General features: G+C 45.1%; 18 protein-coding genes. 6 read left to right on the forward strand and 12 right to left on the reverse strand.

Features of this window, described 5'->3' with window-relative positions; genetic code table 11:
* Positions 1-22 precede the first annotated feature (22 nt).
* Genes K6V30_RS08520 through K6V30_RS08535 form a run of 4 tightly spaced genes read right to left on the reverse strand, consistent with a single transcriptional unit; the run spans position 23 to position 6150 of the window.
* Positions 23-2299, reverse strand: a complete 2277-nt coding sequence (locus K6V30_RS08520; RefSeq protein WP_055268744.1) for a GH92 family glycosyl hydrolase — start codon at positions 2297-2299, stop codon at positions 23-25.
* 29 nt (positions 2300-2328) lie between these two features.
* Positions 2329-3339, reverse strand: a complete 1011-nt coding sequence (locus K6V30_RS08525; protein WP_029425290.1) for a FecR family protein — start codon at positions 3337-3339, stop codon at positions 2329-2331.
* Between the two features lie 37 nt (positions 3340-3376).
* Entirely contained in the window at positions 3377-3931 is a 555-nt protein-coding gene (locus tag K6V30_RS08530) for an RNA polymerase sigma-70 factor (RefSeq protein WP_010536613.1), read from the reverse strand.
* Positions 3932-3948: 17 nt separating this feature from the next.
* A complete protein-coding gene (locus tag K6V30_RS08535; protein ID WP_055268568.1) occupies positions 3949-6150 on the reverse strand; it encodes a GH92 family glycosyl hydrolase in 2202 nt (733 codons plus the stop codon).
* Between the two features lie 93 nt (positions 6151-6243).
* Between K6V30_RS08535 and K6V30_RS08540 the strand changes: the two genes are divergently transcribed.
* A complete protein-coding gene (locus K6V30_RS08540; protein WP_139147252.1) occupies positions 6244-6492 on the forward strand; it encodes a hypothetical protein in 249 nt (82 codons plus the stop codon).
* A gap of 347 nt (positions 6493-6839) precedes the next feature.
* Here K6V30_RS08540 and alaS read toward each other — a convergent pair whose 3' ends face one another.
* Positions 6840-9458, reverse strand: coding sequence for an alanine--tRNA ligase (gene alaS, locus K6V30_RS08545; RefSeq protein ID WP_055268570.1), 2619 nt, complete (start codon positions 9456-9458; stop codon positions 6840-6842).
* A gap of 107 nt (positions 9459-9565) precedes the next feature.
* Between alaS and K6V30_RS08550 the strand changes: the two genes are divergently transcribed.
* Together K6V30_RS08550 and K6V30_RS08555 are read left to right on the forward strand one after the other, a co-directional pair.
* Positions 9566-10534 carry a M23 family metallopeptidase gene (locus tag K6V30_RS08550; protein WP_010536616.1) on the forward strand — a complete coding sequence of 323 codons (969 nt, stop codon included), beginning with the start codon at positions 9566-9568 and terminating at the stop codon, positions 10532-10534.
* A gap of 21 nt (positions 10535-10555) precedes the next feature.
* Positions 10556-10900 (forward strand): MerR family transcriptional regulator, encoded by a 345-nt coding sequence (locus K6V30_RS08555; RefSeq protein WP_010536617.1) that lies wholly within the window; start codon positions 10556-10558, stop codon positions 10898-10900.
* Positions 10901-11029: 129 nt separating this feature from the next.
* On the opposite strand, the gene K6V30_RS08560 is transcribed toward K6V30_RS08555, so the two are convergent.
* The 5 genes from K6V30_RS08560 to K6V30_RS08580 form a co-directional block, all read right to left on the reverse strand.
* Complete coding sequence (locus K6V30_RS08560) at positions 11030-13273, reverse strand: RelA/SpoT family protein (protein ID WP_010536618.1); 2244 nt, start codon at positions 13271-13273, stop codon at positions 11030-11032.
* 72 nt (positions 13274-13345) lie between these two features.
* Complete coding sequence (locus tag K6V30_RS08565; RefSeq protein ID WP_010536619.1) at positions 13346-14641, reverse strand: lytic transglycosylase domain-containing protein; 1296 nt, start codon at positions 14639-14641, stop codon at positions 13346-13348.
* Positions 14642-14676: 35 nt separating this feature from the next.
* Positions 14677-15567: a DUF5683 domain-containing protein gene (locus K6V30_RS08570; protein ID WP_010536620.1), complete on the reverse strand. Its 891-nt coding sequence runs from the start codon at positions 15565-15567 to the stop codon at positions 14677-14679.
* The gene (locus K6V30_RS08575; RefSeq protein ID WP_010536621.1) at positions 15568-16458 is read right to left on the reverse strand and encodes a ParB/RepB/Spo0J family partition protein; all 891 of its coding nucleotides are present in this window, start codon (positions 16456-16458) and stop codon (positions 15568-15570) included.
* A gap of 11 nt (positions 16459-16469) precedes the next feature.
* A complete protein-coding gene (locus tag K6V30_RS08580; protein ID WP_010536622.1) occupies positions 16470-17234 on the reverse strand; it encodes a ParA family protein in 765 nt (254 codons plus the stop codon).
* A 358-nt stretch (positions 17235-17592) separates the two neighbouring features.
* Here K6V30_RS08580 and surE point away from each other — a divergent pair, with 358 nt between their 5' ends.
* The 3 genes from surE (at position 17593) to K6V30_RS08595 (ending at position 20428) form a co-directional block, all read left to right on the forward strand.
* On the forward strand, positions 17593-18372 hold the full coding sequence (gene surE / locus K6V30_RS08585) for a 5'/3'-nucleotidase SurE (RefSeq protein WP_010536623.1): 780 nt from the start codon (positions 17593-17595) through the stop codon (positions 18370-18372).
* 54 nt (positions 18373-18426) lie between these two features.
* Entirely contained in the window at positions 18427-19563 is a 1137-nt protein-coding gene (lpxB, locus tag K6V30_RS08590) for a lipid-A-disaccharide synthase (protein WP_055268571.1), read from the forward strand.
* Between the two features lie 91 nt (positions 19564-19654).
* The gene (locus K6V30_RS08595) at positions 19655-20428 is read left to right on the forward strand and encodes a NigD1/NigD2 family lipoprotein (RefSeq protein WP_022302294.1); all 774 of its coding nucleotides are present in this window, start codon (positions 19655-19657) and stop codon (positions 20426-20428) included.
* Between the two features lie 103 nt (positions 20429-20531).
* Here K6V30_RS08595 and K6V30_RS08600 read toward each other — a convergent pair whose 3' ends face one another.
* Complete coding sequence (locus tag K6V30_RS08600; protein ID WP_055268572.1) at positions 20532-21374, reverse strand: phosphatidate cytidylyltransferase; 843 nt, start codon at positions 21372-21374, stop codon at positions 20532-20534.
* A 16-nt stretch (positions 21375-21390) separates the two neighbouring features.
* Positions 21391-23529, reverse strand: coding sequence for an ATP-dependent zinc metalloprotease FtsH (gene ftsH / locus K6V30_RS08605; protein WP_055268573.1), 2139 nt, complete (start codon positions 23527-23529; stop codon positions 21391-21393).
* Positions 23530-23535: the final 6 nt, after the last annotated feature.

A 23535-nucleotide genomic window follows, 5' to 3' on the forward strand; every position in this document is an offset into this window, starting at 1 on the left:
TTTAATGATTGGCTGCTGATAACTACTTGCTGACTCCCCATTTTGTCGGTCGGTCAGTCATCTTGATTTCCATCACTCCACCTGCTGTAATATCCTGATGATTGAAGAAAGGCGTATCCAGCGGCTTGCCGTTCAACAGAACGCTTTCAATATATTTATGGGGCTTTGCATTGTTCTTTACTACAATGCTGAATGTCTTTTCTCCCGGCAGATTGATGACGGCCTTGTCGAAGGCCGGACGTCCGATAGAATATACCGGTTTGCCCGGGCATACCTGATAGAATCCCATAGAGTTGAGTATATACCATGCAGACATTTGCCCGCAATCCTCATTGCCGGAAAGTCCGTCTACGCTATTTGCATATTGGCTTTTGTACACGCTGTCTACCAGTTCCTGCGTTCTCCACGGGCGATTCACGTAGTTATATAAATGGATGACGTGATGACTCGGTTCATTGCCGTGCGCATATTGGCCGATGAGCCCGCTGATATCTGCCGAAGTCGTTTCGCCTTCGAGGCTTGACTCTACCGTAAACAGAGAGTCCAGCTTTTCAACAAAGGCATCTTCACCTCCCATCAGGTTGACAAGTCCGTCCACATCATGAGGAACAAACCATGTCCATTGCCAGGCAGTTCCTTCGCAATAGTCATCACTCCGGTGAGTGGAGGCACGCGGATTGAACGGAGTGCGCCATTCACCTTTTGAATCCAATCCACGCATGAAGCGAGTCGATTTGTCGAAATAGAATTCGTAAGCTTTGGCAAAGCGTTCATATTTGGCTTTATTCTCGAAATCATTCATTGCCTCGGCAAAGATGGAGATGCACCAGTCGTCGTAAGCATATTCCAGTGCTTTGGCTACGGACTCGTTTTCACGGTCGCAAGGAATGTAACCGATTGCATTCTTGTAATACTTCGCTTTGGGCATCAGATGAGGCAATACCAAATCGGGGCATTTGATGCCTGTGGTGTCATATTCGGCTGCCCTCAGACTGGCTTTGTATGCTTCGGGAGCATCAAAGTTGCGATAACCTTTCATATAGGCATCCACTATGACCGGGACTGCATGATATCCGATCATCGTTCCTGTGTAGTTGGAAGCTAAATCCCACATCGGATATATCCCGCCTTCCTGATGTTTCTTTATCAGTGAATTGATGAACTGATTATTCAGATTCGGGTCAATGATGGTCATCAACGGGTGCAGTGCGCGGAAAGTATCCCACAAAGAGAAGGTAGTATACAGAGGATTGATGGTATCACCCTGATGTACTTCAAGGTCCATGCCGAGATAACGTCCGTCTGCATCCATAAACAGATTCGGGCTGATGGCCGTATGATACAGAGCGGTGTAGAATATTGTTTTATCTTCTTTGTCGGAAGTGGTGATGTCTATTTTAGACAGGTAATTGTTCCAGGCAGTACGGGCGTCTTTGCGTACCTTATCGAAGTCCCATTCGGGTATTTCGGATTCTACATTCTTGCGCGCACCGGCAATATCGACAGCGGATACTCCGACTTTAACCAATACTTCTTCCCCTTTTTTCGTATTGAAGTGCAGCAATGCTTTGCATACAGGCAGACGTTTGCTGTTGTCCATTGTGACGGAGTCAGTGATGAGGGTATATGCAAAGGGCTTGGAGAACTTGGCGTAGAAATTAATGTACTGGTCGAAAGCCCAATAAGTTGTCTTCTTGTGTCCGCAAATCTCAGTGTCACTGATCACTTCGATTTCCATCTCGTAGTTTGTTTGCCGTTGCAGGCTGTAATCCAGATCGATGATAAATCCGGATTCGGCACTTTCGGGGAAAGTGTAGCGGTGGATGGCACCGCGTTGCGTAGCAGTGATCTCCGCCTTTACCTGATAGGTGTCAAGGAAAACGGAGTAATATCCGGGTTCCGCTGTCTCATTCTCGTGAGAAAAGCCGGAGGCGTAGGCAAGTTTCTGACTTTCCGGATCGGTCGTCAGATACTGCGGATTGCCGACAGTCGGCATCAGTAGTACGTCTCCGTAGTCACAGCAGCCGGTGCCGCTGACGTGAGTGTGCGAAAATCCGTTGATCGTGTTGTCGTCGTAATAATAACCGGAGCAAGCATCCCAGCCATCAATCCGGGTGTCCGGACTCGGCTGGATCATACCATGCGGAACTACGGCTCCCGGAAAAGTATGTCCGTGTCCGCCGGTGCCTATGAAGGGATTGACATAAGCACTATAATCTTTTACACTGGGGGATTCTGTGCAGGAGTTGAGCATTATAAATCCTCCGAAACATCCTATCAGAAGTGTTCTTAATTTCATGGTATTAATTAATTTAAGTTTGGCAGGACTCATTTCTTATCAGAAGAGATAAAGATATTGTTTCCTACGATTTTATATTCAATGGGTATAGAATTCTGCAAGGATTTCAACACCGATTCAATGGTTGCCTTCTTCTTCAATACACCGGAATAGGTTTTGTCCGACCGGATATCGGGAGATAGAATGATTTTCACGTCATAAAAACGCTCCAGTGCCTTGGTGATGGTAAAGATATTTGCTTTGTTGAATGGTATCAGATTGTCACGCCATACAGCATCCAGTTTTGCGTCGACTTGCTTCACAGTCAGCCGTCCGCTGTTTCTGTTCAGTTCGGCGCGTTGACCGGGTGCGAGAACGATTTGTCCTTCGTCCTTGTTGCCTTTCACTTCAATTTCTCCCTCGATCAATGTCGCTTCTGCTATCCGGCAACGTTTGTCGCACTTGAAGTTGAAAGTGGTTCCCAATACACGTACGCGCATGGCATCGCTTTCTACCGTGAATGGCTTATGGCGGTTCTTGGTTACTTCGAAATAGGCTTCTCCGTCCAGATATACATTACGTTCTTTTTCGGAGAACTCGCGCGGGTACTTCAAAGTGGCGGCATTGTTCAGCCAGACTTTGGTTCCGTCCGGTAAGACAACTTCTTTCACGATACCTTCATTGGCAACGGCCACGAGCATCTGATGTTCCGTCTGGTTGTAGAACCAGTATCCGGCTCCTCCGCCCATTAATAAAGCAACAACGATAATGGCTGCATATTTCATCCAACGATGCATATACAGCACTTTGTCTTTCTTTTTTTTCTCTTGCTCCAGTTTTCTATAAAGCCTTTTTTCCGCATTAGCCATTCTTTGTTCGTCGGCATAAGTATCGAACTTGCCCAGATGGAACACTTCTTCCATGCGGAACAACTGGCAGGCGTTCTCTTCTGATTCATTCATCCAGGCATTTACCTCGATCAACTCCTCCTGCGAGCACTTTCCTGTCAGATATTTGTCTATTATTTCTTCGCTCAGATTTCTCATTTTCTTTTCCTTCATATAAGTAATACAACTGAAACCCCAAAAACACTTAACTTTATTCCAATAAAAATAAGAGGAGAATGAACCAAAGATGTCCGAGACGATTCCGCAGGAACTTTAATGCTTTATACATATGTGCCTCTACCGTGCGAAGTGAAACTCCCAATATGTCGGCTATCTCCTTGTTTTTCATATCATGCAGATAGCTGAGTTTGAAAACTTCTTTGCACTTGTCCGGCAACTCATTGATCGCATCGTGAATCTCTTTCCTCAATTCCCGGTCTTCGATTTTGCGAATCACTTCGTTATTGTCCGGCTGATAAAACTCAGCACGCCTTTGATTAATCTCTTCCATGGCAGCGCAATAGCCATCTTCCACATTACGATGTTTCAATACGTTAAGGGCACGTGTATAGACAGCACGATAGAGGAAAGCCTGAATCTGCTCTCCTATCTCTATGCTGTCTTTTCGTTTCCAAAGCTCTACAAACACATCCTGTACCACATCCTCCGCCTCTTCTTCTCCTACCAGTCGGGTGGCGTAGAATATCAGGCTGGGGTAGTACCTGCGGAATAGAGCTTTGTAGGTTAAGTCAAAGTTTTCATTCATTCTTTCGGTAGATTAGTTTAGGAGCGAGTCTTACTCATTTCAAATTCGACAGTAGCTCCGTTCATAATCTGTTCATGAGTAAGGTAGGTCTTATCGTACGGCTGACCGTCTACTTTGATCGATTGAATGTAGATGTTCTCCTTGCTCACTTTGGGAGCAAGCACTGTAAATGTCTTTCCGTTTGCCAGATGCAGTTTCATTTCCGGGAATAGGGGAGTACCGATTTCGTACTTTCCGCTGACCGGATTGACAGGATAGAATCCCATTGCGCTGAACACATACCAGGCGGACATTTGTCCGCAATCTTCGTTTCCGCAAAGGCCGGCAGGCTCATTCTTGTAAAGTTCGTTCATCACTTTGGCGATGTATTCCTGTGTACGGTTCTGATGTCCTATGGCATTGAAAAGATAGATGACATGATGGCTGGGCTCATTGCCGTGAGCATACTGTCCGATCATTCCCGTGCTAAATATCGGAAGTTTGTCGTCCTCTGCCGGATGATAAGTAAACATACTGTCCAACTTCTCTGCAAAGCGGTTTTTACCTCCTACGAGCTCAATCAAGCCGTCTACGTCATGTTGTACGGACCAGAAATATTGCCAACCGTTACTTTCGCAGATATGCGGAGTGTATTCGTCGGCTTTGAAGTCTTTGATAAAGTTTCCTTTGTCATCACGAGGTTGCATGAACGAAGTTGCGGGGTTGTAAACGTTTTTGTAGTTCTGCGAGCGTTTGTAGAATTCGTCGGCTATCTCTTTTTTACCCATCTTATTGGCCATTTCGGCGATGCAGTAATCGTCAAATGCATATTCCAGAGTTTTGGACAGTGACCAGTTCTCTGCATTGTAATGATCGGTCACATTGTAAGGAATGTATCCCAGCTTTTTGTAAAGGCCGATTCCCCGGTAATTATCCAGATTGGCTGTTGCCACGCAAGCTGCCAATGCCTTATCTGCGTCAAAATCACCTATCCCTTTCAGGTAAGCGTCAACGATGACAGGGACAGCGTGGTAACCAATCATCATGTCTGTTTCGCTGCCGTAGAAGTTCCATACGGGCAGGCGTCCGTTCTGCTCAAAGAAGGCAATGAAGGATTTTACCATGTCATTGACACGTTCCGGTTCTGTATAAGTGAAAAGAGGATGGGCGGCACGATAAGTATCCCAAAGAGAGAAAGTACTGTAATTTACCCAACCATCGCTCTGGTGTACCTTTTTGTCGGGACCGTAATAGGCTCCGTCTACGTCGCTGTAGATGGTCGGTGCAATCATAGAGTGGTAGAGGGCGGTGTAGAAATTTACTTTGTCGTTTTCGTTATCACCTTTTACTGTAATCTTACCGAGTTGGCGGTTCCAGTTGGCTTTAGTCTCTGCCAGATATTTGTCGAAGTCATTTTCGGGTACTTCGGCTTGTAAGTTTTTGGCCGCCCCCTCCATACTGACGCCGGAGATGGCTGTGTTGACCAGAATTTGTTCTCCTTCTTCTGTCTTGAAGTCAAAACGGGCGATGGTGGCTGTACCGATGCGTTTATTCTCCTTGATAATGGCGGTTGTATCCAGAGCGAACTTATCAAAAGGTTTGGAGAAACGGGTGCGGAAATAGATTCGCTGGTCGCGTGCCCAACCGTCGGAATAACGGTATCCCTGAATAGTGACGGAGTCGACTACTTCAATATGGGAATCGTTCGTGAAGTCCCAGTTCATCGCTTTCTTCAGATTCAGGAGAATGGCTGCTTCAGCCTTAGGGAAGGTGTAGCGTTGAATGCCGCAACGCTCGGTTGCAGTCAGTTCTACATTGATATTATAGTCTTTCAGGCGTACCTGATAATAGCCTGCATAGGCACTTTCGTCATCGTGTGAGAATTTGGAGTAGATGCCTAGCGGTGCTTCCGCCTCTTTATAGGGGAGTGTGACCGGCATGAAAGAAATATCATACAAGTCTCCGGCACCTGTTCCGGAAAGGTGTGTGTGACTGAATCCGGCGATTGTGCTGTCCGGATAGAAATATCCGGAGATGCGGTCCCATCCCGGAAGTCCGTTATCCGGGCTAAGCTGTACCATGCCAAAGGGGGCTTGTGCGCCGGGATACGTGTTTCCTGTAAAATCGGTGCCAATAAAAGGATTTACATACGATGTGTAATCAATTTCAGCTTGTGTCTGTTTGGTGTTGCAGGATGCAAAAATACAAACGATTAGAAGTAGGTAAATAGGTGTTTTCATCGGTCTACGGGTATTGGTGATTACTTATTTTATTATTTGAAGGATAAGAAAAATAATTAATCTGTTTACAAAGGTAAGAAATATTCGTGATAATTGGACTTATATCACAAATATTTTTGGTGGGGAATGGATGGGGTGTGGACGGCTTTGCAATTCCCCGGTTCCGAAGGGTGTCTTCATCGGTGGCGAGGGGTGTCCTCATCGGTGGCGAAGGGTGTTCTCATCGGTGGCGAAGGGTGTCCTCATCGGTGGCGGACGATATCTTCATCGGTGGCAAAAGTACAGGTAAAGGTGACGTGTCAGGAAAAAAGGATGGAGGGGCAGTCCGAAACCCCGGTTTGAGCTCCATACTGTACGGAAATGAATTAAATTATAAATTAAGGATTAGGCACGGATTACACGGATTTCACGGTTTTAGTGCTATGATTAATTACGTAAAACAACCGTGTTCATCCGTGTAATCCGTGCCTAAATATATTCTTTTCTGTACAGAAAGAAACAAACTGAAAGCAACCGGGGGCGGATCGATCCGGATGATTACTATAATCATATTACTAAGGCACGGATGACGCAGATAATACGGTTCTTTTGTATTTAAAACCGTGTCATCCGTGTCATCCGTGCCTCAATAAGTGCATAAAAGAGTATTGTCTTCCTTCTTTTATGCTTGATCTCTATTTGTCTACAGATTAAATCCCTGCAAGTTCCAGTACTTTTTCAATAGCGGCACTCAGGTTGTCTGCATTCTTGCCTCCGGCAGTAGCGAAATGAGGTTGACCGCCTCCACCGCCTTGAATCAGTTTGGCTGCTTCTTTCACCAGGTTACCAGCTTTCAACCCGCCGGCTACGAGATTGTCGCTAAGCATTACTGTCAGCATTGGTTTGTCGTGGTCTATGCTTCCGGCTACGAAGAATAAGTTTTCTGTGATTTCGCCACGAAGCTGGAAAGCGATGTTCTTTACCATTTCTGCCGGTAGCGGAGCGCAGAATTTGATGACATTGATGCCATGTATTTCCTGCATATTCTTCAGCAGTCTTGCTTTCAGGGCGACTTCTTTTTCTTTCATGAAGTCTTCTACCTGCTTCTTCAATCCTGCGTTTTCGTCGAGGTATTTGCGGATGGCAACACTCAGATCCGGTGCGTTGTTGAAGAGCGCTTTCAGGTCATTCAGTGTATCTTGAATAGTGTCCAGCATTTCTTCTACACGTGCTCCTGTGTAAGCTTCGATACGACGTACACCGGCAGCAACAGAACTTTCGGATACGATCTTGATCATACCGATATTTCCGGTTGCGGCTACGTGGATACCTCCACAGAACTCGATAGAAGAACCGAACTGAATCACACGTACCCTTTCTCCGTACTTTTCGCCGAAGAGAGCGATAGCTCCCAGTTCTTTGGCTTCTTCGATAGGAATATTGCGGTATTCTTTCAAAGGAATGTTAGCGCGGATCTTGGCATTAACCAGATGTTCTACCTTGCGGATTTCTTCGTCTGTCACTTTCTGGAAGTGAGAGAAGTCGAAACGCAGTGAGTCGGGTGTTACCAATGAACCTTTCTGTTCGATGTGCTCGCCCAGTACTTCACGCAAGGCTGAATCCAGTAAGTGAGTAGCCGAGTGATTGGCTGCGCAGGCAGCACGTCTGTCGGTGTCTACACAAGCCATCATCGGAGCTTCCGGATGTTCCGGCAATTTTTTGGTAATATGAATCGGAAGATTATTCTCTTTCTTGGTGTCGATTACTTCGATAGTCTCGAATTCGCTGACCAGCACACCGGTATCACCTATCTGACCACCACTTTCTGCATAGAACGGAGTGTAGTCCAGTACAATCTGATACAAAGTCTGGTTTTTCTGTTTGATCTGACGGTAACGAAGAATAGAAGCTTCGTACTCAGTGTAGTCATATCCGACAAATTCGGTTGTTCCTTCTCTCAGAGTTACCCAGTCACCCGTCTCAACGGCGGCGGCGTTACGGGCACGCTGTTTCTGCTGTTGCATTTCTTCATTGAACTCTTCGATGTTGACAGTCATTCCGTTTTCACGAAGAATCAGTTCGGTCAAATCCAAGGGGAAACCGAAAGTATCATATAAAGTAAAGGCGTCTTTACCGCTGATTTCAGTTTTTCCGGCGGCTTTGGTATCTTCCATGGTCTTATCCAGCAGGCGGATACCTGTTTCGAGCGTACGAAGGAATGCTTCTTCTTCTTCTTTGATTACTTTTTCAATCAGACCTTTCTGTGCGATCAGTTCCGGATAAGCGCCTCCCATGTTGTCTATCAACACCGGAAGCAGCTTGTACATGAATGATTGCTTCTGTCCGAGGAAAGTATATCCGTAACGAACGGCACGACGGAGGATACGGCGGATGACATAACCGGCTTTGGCATTGGAAGGTAACTGACCGTCTGTGATAGAGAAGGCAATCGTACGGATGTGGTCAGCAATCACGCGCATGGCGATGTCCTGCTGTTTGTCTTTTCCGTATTCTGTGCCTGCTATCGCTGCAATAGCTTTCAGCATCGGTTGGAATACATCCGTATCGTAGTTGGATGTTTTACCTTGCAGAGCCATACAGAGGCGTTCGAATCCCATACCTGTATCGATTACCTTTGCAGGAAGTGGTTCGAGGCTGCCGTCAGCTTTGCGGTTATATTGCATGAACACGAGGTTCCATATTTCAATCACTTGAGGATGATCGTGGTTGACTAGGTCGCGACCGGAGATTTTAGCGCGTTCTTCTGCCGGGCGAAGGTCGATGTGGATTTCCGAACAAGGTCCGCAAGGTCCTGTATCACCCATTTCCCAAAAGTTGTCATGTTTGTTGCCGTTGATAATATGATCTTTCGGCAGGAACTGTTCCCAGTAAGAAGCAGCTTCGTCGTCACGGCTCAAGCCTTCTTCAGGACTTCCTTCGAATACAGTGGCGTACAGATGTTCCGGATTCAGTTTCAATACTTCTACCAGATATTCCCATGCCCAGTTGATAGCTTCTTTTTTGAAGTAATCACCGAATGACCAGTTGCCAAGCATTTCGAACATCGTGTGGTGGTACGTGTCATGTCCCACTTCTTCCAGGTCATTATGTTTTCCGCTTACACGCAGACACTTCTGAGAGTCCGCGACTCTTGTGTATTTCGCCGGGTGGTTACCCAAAATGATATCTTTAAACTGGTTCATCCCTGCGTTGGTAAACATCAGGGTAGGGTCATCTTTTATCACCATCGGAGCCGAGGGAACGATGTGGTGTCCTTTCGACTCAAAGAAATTCTTGAAAGAATCTCTGATCTCTTTTGCAGTCAACATATTCTTCTATATATCTATTGTTGAGGTTAATATTCTCAAAAAACTGTGCAAAGATAGCTTGTTTTTATTACTTTTGCCGTATTAACAAGCGAAATATTTCCAAAAAGATGCGCAAAGTTTACTACATCTACAATCCAAGGACGCAGACTTATGATCGAATTTACCCTACCGTACGGCAACGTGCGCTTAGCATTCTGCGCCAGCTTTTTATCGGTATGGGACTTGGAGCAGGGTGCTTCATCATTTTACTTTTGGTGTTCGGATCGCCTTCGGAGAAGGAGTTGCGAATCGAAAACAGTCGTCTTTTGGCACAATATAACGTACTTTCCCGCCGTCTGGATGATGCGATGGGGGTGCTTCAGGATATTCAGCAGCGTGATGATAACCTGTATCGGGTGATTCTGCAGGCTGATCCTGTTTCACCGGCTATCCGTCAGGCTGGTTTTGGAGGCACAAACCGTTATGAAGAACTGATGGATCTGGCAAACTCCAAGCTGGTCGTAAATACGACTCAAAAGCTGGATGTATTATCGAAACAAATTTATATCCAGTCCAAGTCTTTTGACGATGTGATAGATATGTGCAAGAACCATGATGAAATGTTGAAGTGTATTCCCGCTATTCAGCCTATTTCCAATAAAGACCTTCGTAAGACTGCTTCCGGATACGGGACACGTATTGATCCGATATATGGCACCACAAAATTCCATTCGGGAATGGATTTCTCCGCTCATCCGGGGACAGATGTTTATGCGACCGGAGACGGGACGGTGGTGAAAGTGGGATGGGAAACAGGATATGGCAATACAATTGAGATCGACCATGGTTTCGGTTATCTGACTCGTTACGCTCACTTGCAAGGCTACAATACGAAAGTCGGGAAAAAAGTGGTGCGTGGTGAAGTGATCGGAAAGGTGGGAAGTACAGGAAAGAGTACGGGTCCTCATCTTCACTATGAGGTGCATGTGAAAGGAAAGGTTGTGAATCCTGTTAACTATTATTTCATGGATTTGAGTGCGGAAGATTATGAGAAGATGATCCAGTTAGCTGCCAACCATGGTAAGGTGTTCGATTAATCTCTTAAAACAACGGTTTCTATGCTAAATACAGACAAAGAGCTAAAATTATACTACTCCATAGCCGAAGTGGCTGAGATGTTTGGAGTCAATGCTTCCTTGCTTCGTTTTTGGGAGAAGGAGTTTCCTCAGATTTCTCCCAGAACCACAGGAAGGGGAATACGTCAGTATCGTAAAGAGGATGTGGAGACAATTGGCCTGATCTATCATTTGGTGAAGGAGAAAGGTATGACACTTCCCGGTGCCCGTCAGCGTTTGAAGGATAATAAGGAGGCTACGGTCCGCAATTACGAGATTGTGAATCGGTTGAAAGGTATTAAGGAAGAGCTTCTGGCTATCAAGAAAGAACTGGACGGACGAGATTAAGTCTCAGGGAAGAGTAGATATAAATGAAGAATGATGAATGAAGAATTACTTTGCAGCGTGATAGCGCAGCCAATTCTTCATTCATCATTCTTCATTTATAACCTAAGCGTTGGTGATGTTTGGGTGGATTTATTCTTCTACTCGGTTCACCTGTTTGATATTTTGAATCTTCTTCAGGTTATTGCAGATTGTTTTTACATCTTCCACATCATGTACCCACAACTGGATTTTTCCTTCGAATATCCCGTCGTTTGTTTCAATGGCAAGTTTACGGATATTTACGTTAAGTTGTCTGGAGATGACTTGAGTCACTTCGTTCAGAAGTCCCATACTGTCTATACCTCTTAAATAGATATATACGAGGAAAGAAAGTTCTTTGTGAGTATCCCATTCGGTCGCTAATATGCGGTTGCCATAGCTGCTTTTCAGCTTCGCGGCAACAGGACACTGGCGTTTATGAATGATAATCCGGTCGTTCTCATCAACGTACCCCAAAACATCATCACCGGGAATCGGGTGACAACATTCAGCCATGATGTATTTCTTTTGCAGACTTTCTTCTGTCAGTCTAAGAATCTCTTTCGGATTGATCTTTTCTTTTTCCTGAGGTTCTTTCTCTTCCGTTTTCTCCTTGTTGCTGTTTCCGAAGGAGAAAGTAAGGTATTTTTTCCAGTTACTGGTTTGTTTTTCTCTTAGTTCGTTCTTGTCCGTTTCTCCCAGAATGATGGCTTTGCTGCCGATAGCAGCCAATAATTCTTCTTCGTTCTTGAAGTTGTGTAATTTACGCAATTTCTCGACGACAGCCTCTTCCGGACGTATTTCTTCTTTTTTCAGAAACTCACTGAGCAACTCTTCACCAATTTTTTGGTTCGCCTTACGTTCTTTACGAAGAATCGCTGCAATCTTGGCACGGGCACGGGCGGTCGTAGCGAATACTTCCCATTGTGGTTGTACACGTTGCGATTTGGAGGTTAGTATTTCAACCTGGTCGCCGCTTTGTAGTTTATGGCTTAGTGGTACCAGCTTATGATTGACTTTGGCACCGATACAATGACTGCCGATATCTGTGTGTAATGAAAAGGCAAAATCCAGCGCCGTAGAGTTCTGAGGCATTGTTTTCAATTCTCCTTTCGGAGTGAATACAAAGATTTCGGAAGCAAACAGATTCAGTTTGATTGTATCCAGAAAGTCGATTGCATCCGGTTGTGGATCGTCTAGTATCTCTTTAATAGTTTTCAGCCATTTCTCCAGTTCGCCTTCGTCTTCGCTGCCTCCTCCTTCTTTATATTTCCAGTGAGCGGCAAAACCTTGTTCTGCTACATCATTCATCCGTTCGCTACGAATCTGCACTTCAATCCATTGCCCGTTGTTTCCCATCAGGGTGACGTGCAATGCCTGATAACCATTTGCTTTAGGGTGACTTACCCAGTCACGCAGGCGGTCGGGATGAGGTTTGTATATCTTGGAAATGGAAACATAGATATCGAAGCAGTCATTGAGCTCTTCCTCTACGTTACGTGGTTCGAAGATAATTCGGACAGCGAGTAAGTCATAAATCTCCTCGAACGGGACGTGTTTGGTCTGCATTTTGTTCCAGATGGAGTAGATCGATTTTACACGTGCCAGAATCCGGTATTTCAGCCCCATCTTGTCCAGTTGAGTACGGATCGGAGCTGTGAAGTCGTTGAATACTTTATCGCGTTCGGCAGCGGTAGCATTCAGCTTTTCTTCTATTTCGGCATATTCTTCGGGATGTTCATATTTGAAACTGAGGTTTTCAAGTTCTGTTTTTATCTTGTACAAACCCAGCCGGTTGGCTAACGGAGCATAGATGTAGAGAGTTTCTCCTGCTATCTTATATTGTTTATTGGGCAACATGGAGCCCAATGTACGCATGTTGTGCAGGCGGTCAGCTATTTTAATCAGGATAACCCGGATATCGTTCGACATGGTGAGCAGTAACTTTTTAAAGTTTTCTGCCTGTGCCGAGGCGCGGTCTCCGAAGATTCCACCGGAGATTTTGGTCAGTCCGTCTACAATCTGGGCTATCTTCGGTCCAAAAATATTTTCGATGTCTTCCACCGTATAGTCAGTGTCTTCTACTACGTCATGCAGCAACGCTGCACAGATCGAGGTAGACCCTAGACCGATTTCGTTGCATACTATCTGTGCAACGGCAATCGGGTGCATGATATAAGGTTCGCCGGAGCGGCGTTTGATTCCTTTGTGTGCCTGATTAGCAAAGTTGAAAGCTTTCGTGATGATTTCAACTCGTTTGCGATGTTTAGTATGGAGATAATCATTCAGAAGTTCCTGGAACGCCTGATTGATCATCTCTTCATCTGCTATTTCTTTGGGGGTTATATTATCCATATTCGTTATCCTTTCATTCGCTTATTTTTGCAAAAATAAGCAAATTTCCGAATGGAGCAAGCGGGAAGTCATTTATTTGTAGATTTTCAATTGTTTTCCTGCTGAAATTCTAGTGTTGGACATCCCGTTCCATTGCTGTATATCTCTGACACGTACGCCTAACTTTTCGGCAATTGATGAGAGAGTGTCTCCACTTTTTATCTTGTAGTAAGTCAATTTACCTTTGCCGGCGATAGCACTTGTCTGTCGGCGGGTGGCCGGAGTTATCTCTTTTACGGCAACAGTTTTCCGGTTACGGAATAACTCGTCGGCACGGTGTGCATAGATGGTATCCTGCTTATCGATAAATGCGCTGATAGCTCCTTGTGGTAAACGTAATGTACAAGGCTTGGTTGTTCCGGGAATAATTTGTTTCTTATATTGAGGATTCAGGCTTTTCACTTCATCCAGCGGAACATTACAAAGTTCGGCAATTTGCTCAAAATGCAGATTTTGGGTAACTTGCACTGTATCTGTACTTGCCGGAATATTGGTTTCCATCGGGCAGATGTTATGGTCACAATAATAAGTCATCACATAGTTGGCGGCAATGAAAGCAGGTACGTATCCGCGTGTTTCTTTAGGTAACAGATTATATATTTTCCAATAGTCCGTTTCTCCTCCGGCACGGCGGATTGCCTTGTTGATGGTACCCGGACCACAGTTATAGGCTGCGATAACCAGATTCCAGTCTCCATAAATATCGTACATCTCTTTCAGATAGCGGGCAGCAGCCCAAGTTGCTTTGATCGGGTCGCGGCGTTCATCTATCAGGCTGTTGGATTCCAGACCATAAATCTTGCCCGTTCCAATCATAAATTGCCACAATCCTGAAGCACCGGCACGTGATACCGCTGAAGGATTCAGTGCGGATTCGATAATTGGCAAGTATTTTAGTTCCAGAGGAAGTCCGTAAGCATCCAGTGCTTCCTCAAAAATAGGCATGTAGAAATTGCAGGCACTCAGCATGAATGAAACCTGATTGCGCAGACGTCCTGCATACATATCGATAAATTTACGTACAATGTCATTGTAAGGCATTTCCATGACAGCCGGAATACGTGAAAGGCGGTCGATATAAACAGAATCACTGAATAAAGGGTTCACTTCCGCGGTACTGCAATCTTTGCCTAAATCAATATAGTTTTTAGCTTTCCAGTCGTTCAGCAGGCTGTCGAGCGGGTAAGTCATACTCTTTGGAAGATCGATGCTTTCTTTGCGTTCGGTTCCGTTTTCACGAATAACTACATCTACACTTTGAGCTTTTACCTGTGTGGTTGCCAACAGGAAAAGGAAAATAATCGAACAATAGTTTTCTAATTTCTTCATGCTTTAATAATAAATTCAATCTAAATTGTGTTCTTTTAAAATCGTAGTACGCATTGCAATCCTACCGACTTGTTCTTGTAACTGTTGGAACGGAACTGGCTGTTGTTGTCAATGACCGTCGGTTCCAGTTTCATACTCAAGTCCGGTGATATATCGAAGTTGGATAATTCTGCATCGACATAAGCGTCAATGATAGAAATAAGGTATACTCCGATAAATGCAAATATACTAAGGTCCCGAAAACGACGGAATGAGTCCTTCCTTCGTTTCAGGGTGTTTTTCAGTTGCTCTTCATTGTACTGGGCGTTCGGAGGAAGCAAATCTTCGTAGCTTTTGGTATTCGGATTGCTGTCCATGATGTCCAGATAAGCCTGTGAATAGTCTTTATACATCTTTCCGTTCCAGCTGAGGGCGTATGCGCAACCCGCAAATCCTCCGTATATAATAGGCAGTTTCCAGTATTTACGGTTATAAATCTGTCCTCCACCGGGGAATACGACTGCGAGCCATGTTGCTTTGGTCGGATTAGGAACAAACAGCTTCTTGTTGAGGTCCTGTACAGGAGGGGGGACCGTATCGGTTTTCACCACAATAGGCGTCGGCTGTTCTATTTTCTTTAGTTCTTTTTTGTTGGCTGCGTCAAGGCTGTCAGCTATCTGTATTTTAGCGGCAGACAGACTGTCGGTTGCTTGCAGACGTTCCGGATGCAATATCTTGATTGAATCCTTTCTTAGCGAATCCGTCACCTGGGCAGGGTCGCGATGCCTTCGTGCACGTGCTTTCGGTGCTTCCCGACTCTGAATAGTACTGTCTTTTTGTACCGGAGTCACAGGCTCCTGTGCATACACATCAATCCCTGCCACCTGTAGAAAACAGAGAAGCAGGGTGATGATGAGTAACTGATATTTCTTACTTTTTCTTGTCATTTACTTTTTTAGCGTATCGAAGATTTCCATGATACGTTCCAGTTCCTCCTCGTTGCTGAAAGGAATGCTGATTTTTCCTTTCCCTTTTTCGGAGCAAGTCAGTTGTACCTTGGTGTTGAAGAATCCCGTGAGTTGTTGCTTCAGTAAGTTGAACTCTTCCGGTAGTTTGCTGCGTTTCGGAGTGATTTTCCGTGTGCCGCTTTTCACAGCTTCTCCTTCGCTCAGTGATTTGACAATCTCTTCTACTTTGCGAACAGAATATCCGTGTTCTTGTATCTCTTCGAATATTTTTACTTGAAGTTTAGGGTCGCCTAATGAAATCAATGCACGTGCATGTCCCATATCGATCTGTTTGTTTTGCAGAGCCATCTGTATAGGAGCCGGTAGCTTGAGCAGACGCAGGTAGTTGGCGATAGTTGTCCGGTTCTTGCCGATACGTTCGCTCAGGCGTTCCTGTGTCAGTTCGTACTGGTCCAGCAGATGTTGATAAGCCAATGCTATTTCCACCGCATTCAGGTCTTCACGCTGGATATTTTCAATCAGCGCCATTTCCATCATGTTCTCGTCGTCAGCGGTGCGGATGTAGGCGGGGATGGTTGTCAGTCCCGCTTTTTGTGAAGCACGGTAACGGCGTTCTCCTGCGATGATCTGATATTCATCGTCTGAGAGTTTGCGTAGAGTGATAGGCTGTATGATACCGATTTCCGCAATTGAATCAGCCAGTTCCTGTAAGGCCGTCTGATCGAATTCGCGGCGAGGCTGATTGGGGTTGACGGTAATCTTCGCCAACTCTATTTCATTAATGGAAGAAGAGCCTTCGGTTTTCACATCATCCATCGAGAGCAGGGCGTCAAGTCCGCGTCCTAATGCATTTCTTTTTTGTGTTGCCATATCTTCTTCGTTTATTTATTTCTGTTGATAATCTCTTTGGCAAGGGCGAGGTGGTTTTTGGCACCGGTAGAGTCCGCGTCATAAAGAATAGTCGGAATACCGTAGCTGGGAGCCTCGCTCAGTTTTACGTTTCGTTGGATCACGCTGTTGAATACTAGTTCCTGGAAGTGTTTTTTTACTTCGTCATAAATTTGGTTTGCCTGACGCAGACGTGAGTCGTACATGGTCAGCAGGAAACCTTCGATTTCCAGCGCAGGGTTCAGTTTCGACTTGATGATCTTGATTGTATTCAGCAGTTTGCTGATGCCTTCGAGAGCAAAATATTCAGCTTGCACGGGGATGATCACGGAGTCGGCTGCTGTCAGGGCATTGATGGTGATCAGGCCGAGTGAAGGAGAACAGTCTATCAAGATATAGTCATACTCTTTCTTCAAGGGTGTGAGTACTTCTTTCAGTATCTTTTCGCGGTTTGGGAGGTTTAGCATTTCAATCTCTGCTCCTACAAGATTGATGTGCGAAGAGATCACTTTTAAAGAATCGATTTCTGTGTCAAGGATAGCGTCCTGTACATTGGCTCTGTCAATAATGCATTCATAGATAGTACATTCCGACTGCTTGATGTCCACTCCCAGACCGGAAGAGGCATTTGCTTGCGGGTCGGCATCTACTACGAGTACTTTCTTTTCGAGTGTAGCAAGTGACGCTGCGAGATTAATCGTAGTCGTGGTCTTTCCTACACCCCCTTTTTGATTGGCCAAAGCAATTATTTTTCCCATATACTCTAAATTTATTGGCAGCGAAATAAGTGATAATTCCTTAGAGCGCCTACGAAAAAAGAGAAACTTTGCATTTTCTGTTGATAAGTCACCTGTTTTGTTAATAACTGCCGGACGAAACAGTTCTGAAACCTGGCTGATTTTATCATCAAACTTCCTCTATTCGAGCGTGCAAATATACATATTTATATTGGATATCTCTTTCTTTTTTTACTCGCTTGCAGAAGATTAAGATTTGTAAACGGGTGTATATTCGCCAGATAGCGATGTAATTAATGGATATTCGAAGATATCCGGTTGGCGGTACGGTTACTTTTTGCTACTTTTGTGCGAACATAAAAAGGAAAGGATTGAATATATGGAAAGTAAGAAGCCGTTGATCCTCGTTTCAAATGACGATGGTGTTATGGCTAAAGGTATTAGTGAACTGGTGAAGTTTCTTCGTCCGTTGGGGGAAATTGTAGTAATGGCACCCGATTCTCCGCGCTCCGGTAGTGGCAGTGCACTGACAGTAACTCATCCGGTTCATTATCAGCTGGTCAAAAAAGAAGTGGGTCTGACTGTATATAAATGTACGGGGACACCAACCGATTGTATTAAACTGGCATTGGGGGCTGTACTCGACCGAAAACCGGACCTGGTAGTAGGCGGTATCAATCATGGAGATAATTCTGCTATTAACGTACATTATTCGGGAACGATGGGAGTCGTGATCGAAGGTTGTCTGAAAGGGATTCCTTCTATCGGCTTTTCTCTGTGTAATCATCAGCCTGATGCTGATTTTGAACCTGCGGGTCTTTATATACGCAAGATAGCTGCCATGATATTGGAAAAAGGCTTGCCTCCGTTGACTTGCCTCAATGTGAACTTCCCGGATACTCCTCATCTGAAAGGGGTGAAGGTTTGTGAACAGGCGAAAGGGTGTTGGGAGAACGAATGGGTGACTTGTCCCCGTCTGGACGACCATCATTATTTTTGGCTGACCGGTTCATTTACTGATCATGAACTTGAAAACGAGAATAATGACCATTGGGCACTGGAAAACGGATATGTGGCTATCACGCCAACGACAGTTGATATGACTGCCTACGGCTTTATCGATGAACTGAATGACTATTGTAAACAAATAGAATTCTGATATATACGGCATTTTGCTGATTTCGAAATTCAAAACTCCTAATTCAAAATTCCCATGAAGTATTATCTGATTGTCGGTGAAGCTTCCGGAGACTTACACGCGTCTCATCTGATGACTGCCTTGAAGGCGGAAGATCCTCAAGCTGATTTCCGTTTTTTCGGTGGAGATCTGATGGCTGCCGTCGGAGGGACGATGGTGAAGCATTATAAAGAACTGGCATATATGGGATTTATCCCCGTGCTGCTTCATTTGCGTACGATCTTTGCGAATATGAAACGTTGCAAGGAGGATATTGTTGGCTGGAATCCTGATGTCGTGATTCTGGTAGACTATCCCGGTTTCAATCTTAACATAGCTAAGTTTGTACATGCCAGGACTCAGATTCCTGTTTTCTACTATATTTCTCCGAAGATATGGGCATGGAAGGAGTATCGCATCAAGAATATCAAACGCGATGTGGATGAACTCTTCTCCATACTTCCCTTTGAAGTGGAGTTTTTTGAAGCGAAACATCAGTATCCTATACATTATGTAGGAAATCCTACGGTAGATGAAGTGACTGCTTATCAGAAAGCCCATCCCCAAAATATGGAAGCATTTATTGCGGATAATAAACTGGAAGATCGGCCTGTAATTGCATTATTGGCAGGAAGCAGGAAGCAGGAGATTAAAGATAATCTGCCGGATATGCTGAAGGCGGCTTCTGCATTTCCCGCTTATCAGCTGGTGCTGGCTGGTGCTCCCGGTATTGCTCCGGAGTACTACGAGCAATATGTAGGACAGGCTAAAGTAAAAATAATCTTTGACCAGACTTATCGCTTGTTGCAGCATGCGGAGGCGGCTTTGGTAACGTCGGGTACGGCAACCTTGGAGACAGCCTTGTTCCGTGTTCCTCAGGTGGTCTGCTATTATACTCCGGTTGGAAAGTTCGTTTCGTTTTTGCGCCGCCATATTCTGAAAGTGAAATTTATCTCGCTGGTTAATCTGATTGCAGACCGTGAGGTAGTGAAGGAGCTAGTGGCAGATACAATGACTGTCGGAAATATGCAGGAGGAACTAAGCAAACTTCTTGAAAATAAGGAATATAAAAAACGGATGCTTGCAGGGTATGAGTATATGGCAGATCGGTTGGGACCCGCGGGTGCCCCACAGCATGCTGCTCATGAAATGCTGGAACTGTTGAAAAAATAACTTTCTTTTTCTGAATAAACGTAAAGCCGGTGCAGTAAATGCCCGGCTTTTTTATTTATATAGCAGAAGAATTAAAAAGAGAGGAACAGATATGAAAAAATTTAATTGGTTTTTAGTAATGTTATTGCTCGCATTGGTACCCGCACTGCAATCATGTGACGACGATGGGTATTCAATTGGAGACTTGGGATGGGATTGGGCCACGGTTCATGCAACCGGTGGCGGAGGTTATTATCTGGAAGGTGATCGCTGGGGAGTGATTGATCCGGTTGCCAGCTCTATTCCTTGGTACAAACCGGTAGACGGTGAACGTGTAGTTGCTTTTTTCAACCCTTTGGCTGATACGGATAATGGTGCTCAGGTAAAGATAGAAGGCATCCAGGAAGTGTTGACGAAAGAGGTGGAAGATATGACTGCTGAAAATGAAGAAGAATTCGGAAATGATCCTATCGTGATTTATCAGGGAGATATGTGGCTGGGAGGAAAGTTCCTGAATATAATCTTCCATCAGTATTTACCTCATACTGAAAAGCATCGTATTAGTCTTGTGCAGAATAAGATAGAACCGGAAACTCCGGAGACACCGGAAACATTGAATGTGGATGAAGACGGTTATATACATCTGGAATTGCGTTACAATACGTATGATGATGTAACTAAATACCGGGGATGGGGACGAGTTTCTTATAATCTGGAAGAGTTCTATCCGTCAGCAAAAGACGCGGAAACAGAATGGAAAGGATTCAAGGTGACAATCAATTCAGAGGAGAATGGAGAAGGAAGAGTGATCGTTCTCGATTTGGACCATCCGGTAGGCGTTCCGGAGAAAGCGAAGGACGTACATTCCACTTCTTTTATTAAATAGCCAAACTTTTATGAAAACTAAACCTTGACGAACACTGTGTGTGAAAAAAAAGGTCGGAATTGCATCAAAGCAGCTTCCGACCTTTTTGTTTATTTTGTCTCCATTAGAACCAAGTCAGTGCATACAGATAAAATACTGCTGCCGGTATGGCCATCAAAGCGCTGTCAAAGCGGTCAAGCATACCTCCGTGTCCCGGAAGAATCGTTCCCGAATCTTTAACGTGTAATTGGCGTTTCAGTAATGACTCTGTCAGGTCACCCCATGTTCCGAATATGACAACAACCAAAGCCAGACCTGCCCATTCCCACATCGACATAATCGTGAAATAATGTGCCAGAATAAAAGAAGCTCCGATAGCTACCACTCCGCCACCGATGGAACCTTCCCAGGATTTCTTAGGAGAGATACGTTCGAACAAGCGGTGTTTACCTATTAATGAACCGACGCAATATGCACCCGTGTCACTCAGCCAAAGGAATATGAAGATAGACAATGGCAGAATCGGATTATAGCTTACGCTGCTATATTCCGGATCATTATGGAATGCCAGTACATTGAGCAATGCAAACGGCAGCCCTATGTAGAGCTGGCTAAGCATGGAATATGCCCAGTTGAGCATCGGATTTGCTTTTTTCAGATACAACTCACTGATCATTAAATAGAGCAGCAACAGCAAATAAGGAATGAAAATCTTAGAGTCGGCTGCGTCAATGCAGAATCCCATTACTGCGAGGAATAAATAAGCTCCTCCCAGCATAATAATGGTCTTGTTTACATTAGCACCTTCTGCACGGCTGTTGACCAACTGTCCGAATTCATAGATAGTCAATGCACTGATCGCCATGAACAGAATGCCGAAACTGAAAGAATTGTAAAGTATACATCCTACCAGAATGGCTACGAAGAGTATACCCGTAATGGCCCGTTTTATAAAATTACTAATCACGATCTTCGTGTTTTAATTAGTTGGATTCGGTAGTTTGTCCTTTCTCATTGGATTTGGCTTCTATAGTCACTTTTCCTTCTACGGTCACTTTTTTTCCTTCCGCAGTGATTTTCGTTTCTGTAGTTGCTTCTTCCTGAGCAGTATTTTCAGCTTCCTCCTCCTTGATTTCCTGTTCTTCTGATTTCAGTTTTTCGGCTAATGCTCTCTCTGCTTTGGCAGCATCCTGGCTTTCTTTGGCAGCCAGGATTTCTTCCGAGCGCGATGCCCAGGGACGCTTACCGAAAATACGTTCAACGTCTTCGGCAAAGATTACTTCCTTGTCGATTAGCAGTTGGGCTAATTCATTGTGTCCTTTCATGTGTTCAGACAGAATTTTCTTAGCACGTTCATATTGCTCGTTCACCATCCGCTTCACTTCCTCGTCGATTAGTTCGGCTGTCTTTTCGCTATAAGGACGGTTGAAAGAATATTCTTCATTATTATAATAGCACAGGTTGGGCAATTTGTCACTCATACCTAGATAAGCGATCATGCCGTATGCCTGTTTGGTCACTCTTTCGAGGTCGTTCATGGCCCCGGTGGAGATACGTCCGATGAACAGGTCTTCAGCTGCCCGTCCTCCTAGAGTAGCACACATTTCGTCAAGCATCTGCTCTTTGGTAGTGATCTGACGTTCTTCCGGCAGATACCAGGCAGCACCTAATGCACGTCCGCGAGGAACAATCGTAACCTTGATCAATGGGTTGGCATATTCCAGCAGCCAGGAGATAGAGGCGTGTCCTGCTTCGTGTAAAGCGATTGAACGTCTTTCTGCTTCTGTGGTGATTTTGGTCTTCTTTTCCAGACCACCGATGATACGGTCTACAGCATCCAGGAAATCCTGCTTGCCTACGAATTTCTTTCCGTGACGGGCTGCAATCAGGGCAGCTTCATTGCAGACATTCGCAATATCCGCACCGGAGAATCCCGGAGTCTGGCGTGCCAGCAGATCCACGTCTACTGTGTCGTCTATCTTGATCGGGCGCAGATGTACGCCGAATACTTCTTTACGTTCGTTAAGGTCGGGCAGGTCTACGTGTATTTGACGGTCGAAACGTCCGGCACGAAGCAATGCTTTATCCAGTACGTCTACCCGGTTGGTGGCGGCAAGGATAATCACACCACTGTTGGAGCCGAAACCGTCCATTTCAGTCAATAACTGATTCAGGGTGTTTTCGCGTTCGTCATTTCCACCCATTGCAGGGTTTTTGCCACGTGCACGGCCTACTGCGTCAATCTCATCGATAAACACAATACAAGGAGCCTTTTCTTTTGCCTGCTTGAACAGGTCACGTACGCGGGATGCACCCACACCGACAAACATTTCTACGAAGTCGGAACCAGCCAGAGAGAAGAATGGTACGTTTGCTTCACCGGCAACAGCCTTGGCCAGTAATGTCTTACCGGTTCCCGGAGGGCCTACAAGCAATGCACCCTTAGGAATCTTTCCTCCTAAGTCGGTATACTTTTGAGGCTCTTTCAGAAACTCTACAATTTCTTCCACCTCTTGTTTGGCTTCCGCCAGACCGGCTACGTCCTTGAAAGTAATCTTGATAGATCCTCCCTTTTCAAAAAGCTGGGCTTTCGATTTTCCCACATTGAATACGCCGCCGGCACCGCCGGCACCGCCGCCGCTCATGCGGCGCATGAAGAAGATCCACAGGGCGATAAGTAAAACCAGTGGAAGAATATTAATCAGGATTGCCGGGAAAATATCCGAATCGGCAGGATAATCCGCAATTCCGTCAAAATGACCGGCAGCTTTTTCATCCTGCAGGAATTTATCCAGTCTGTCCTTGGAAGGAGGGTTACTGGTGATAATCGGGTTTCTTCCCACTTTCATGGAGTCCGCACCGAATACAGCACCTACGGCATTCGGCTTTACGTAGGCTTCGAGTGTTTTCTCAGAACCCAGCACTTTGCTGATATACCCATTGGTGACATACTTCTGGAAGTCGCTGTAAGGAACGAGTTTGCTTCCGCTTCCTCTTGAATCGCTGCTCCACCAAAGGCCGAGAAGCATGAGGGCAATAATCATATATAGCCAGTTCAGATTGAACTTAGGCATATTCACCTTATTATTAGGCTTATTGTTGTTAGTATTATTGTTGTCCATAATTGT

Origin of the sequence: Bacteroides faecis (assembly GCF_020091505.1) — a bacterium.
GTDB lineage: Bacteria > Bacteroidota > Bacteroidia > Bacteroidales > Bacteroidaceae > Bacteroides > Bacteroides faecis.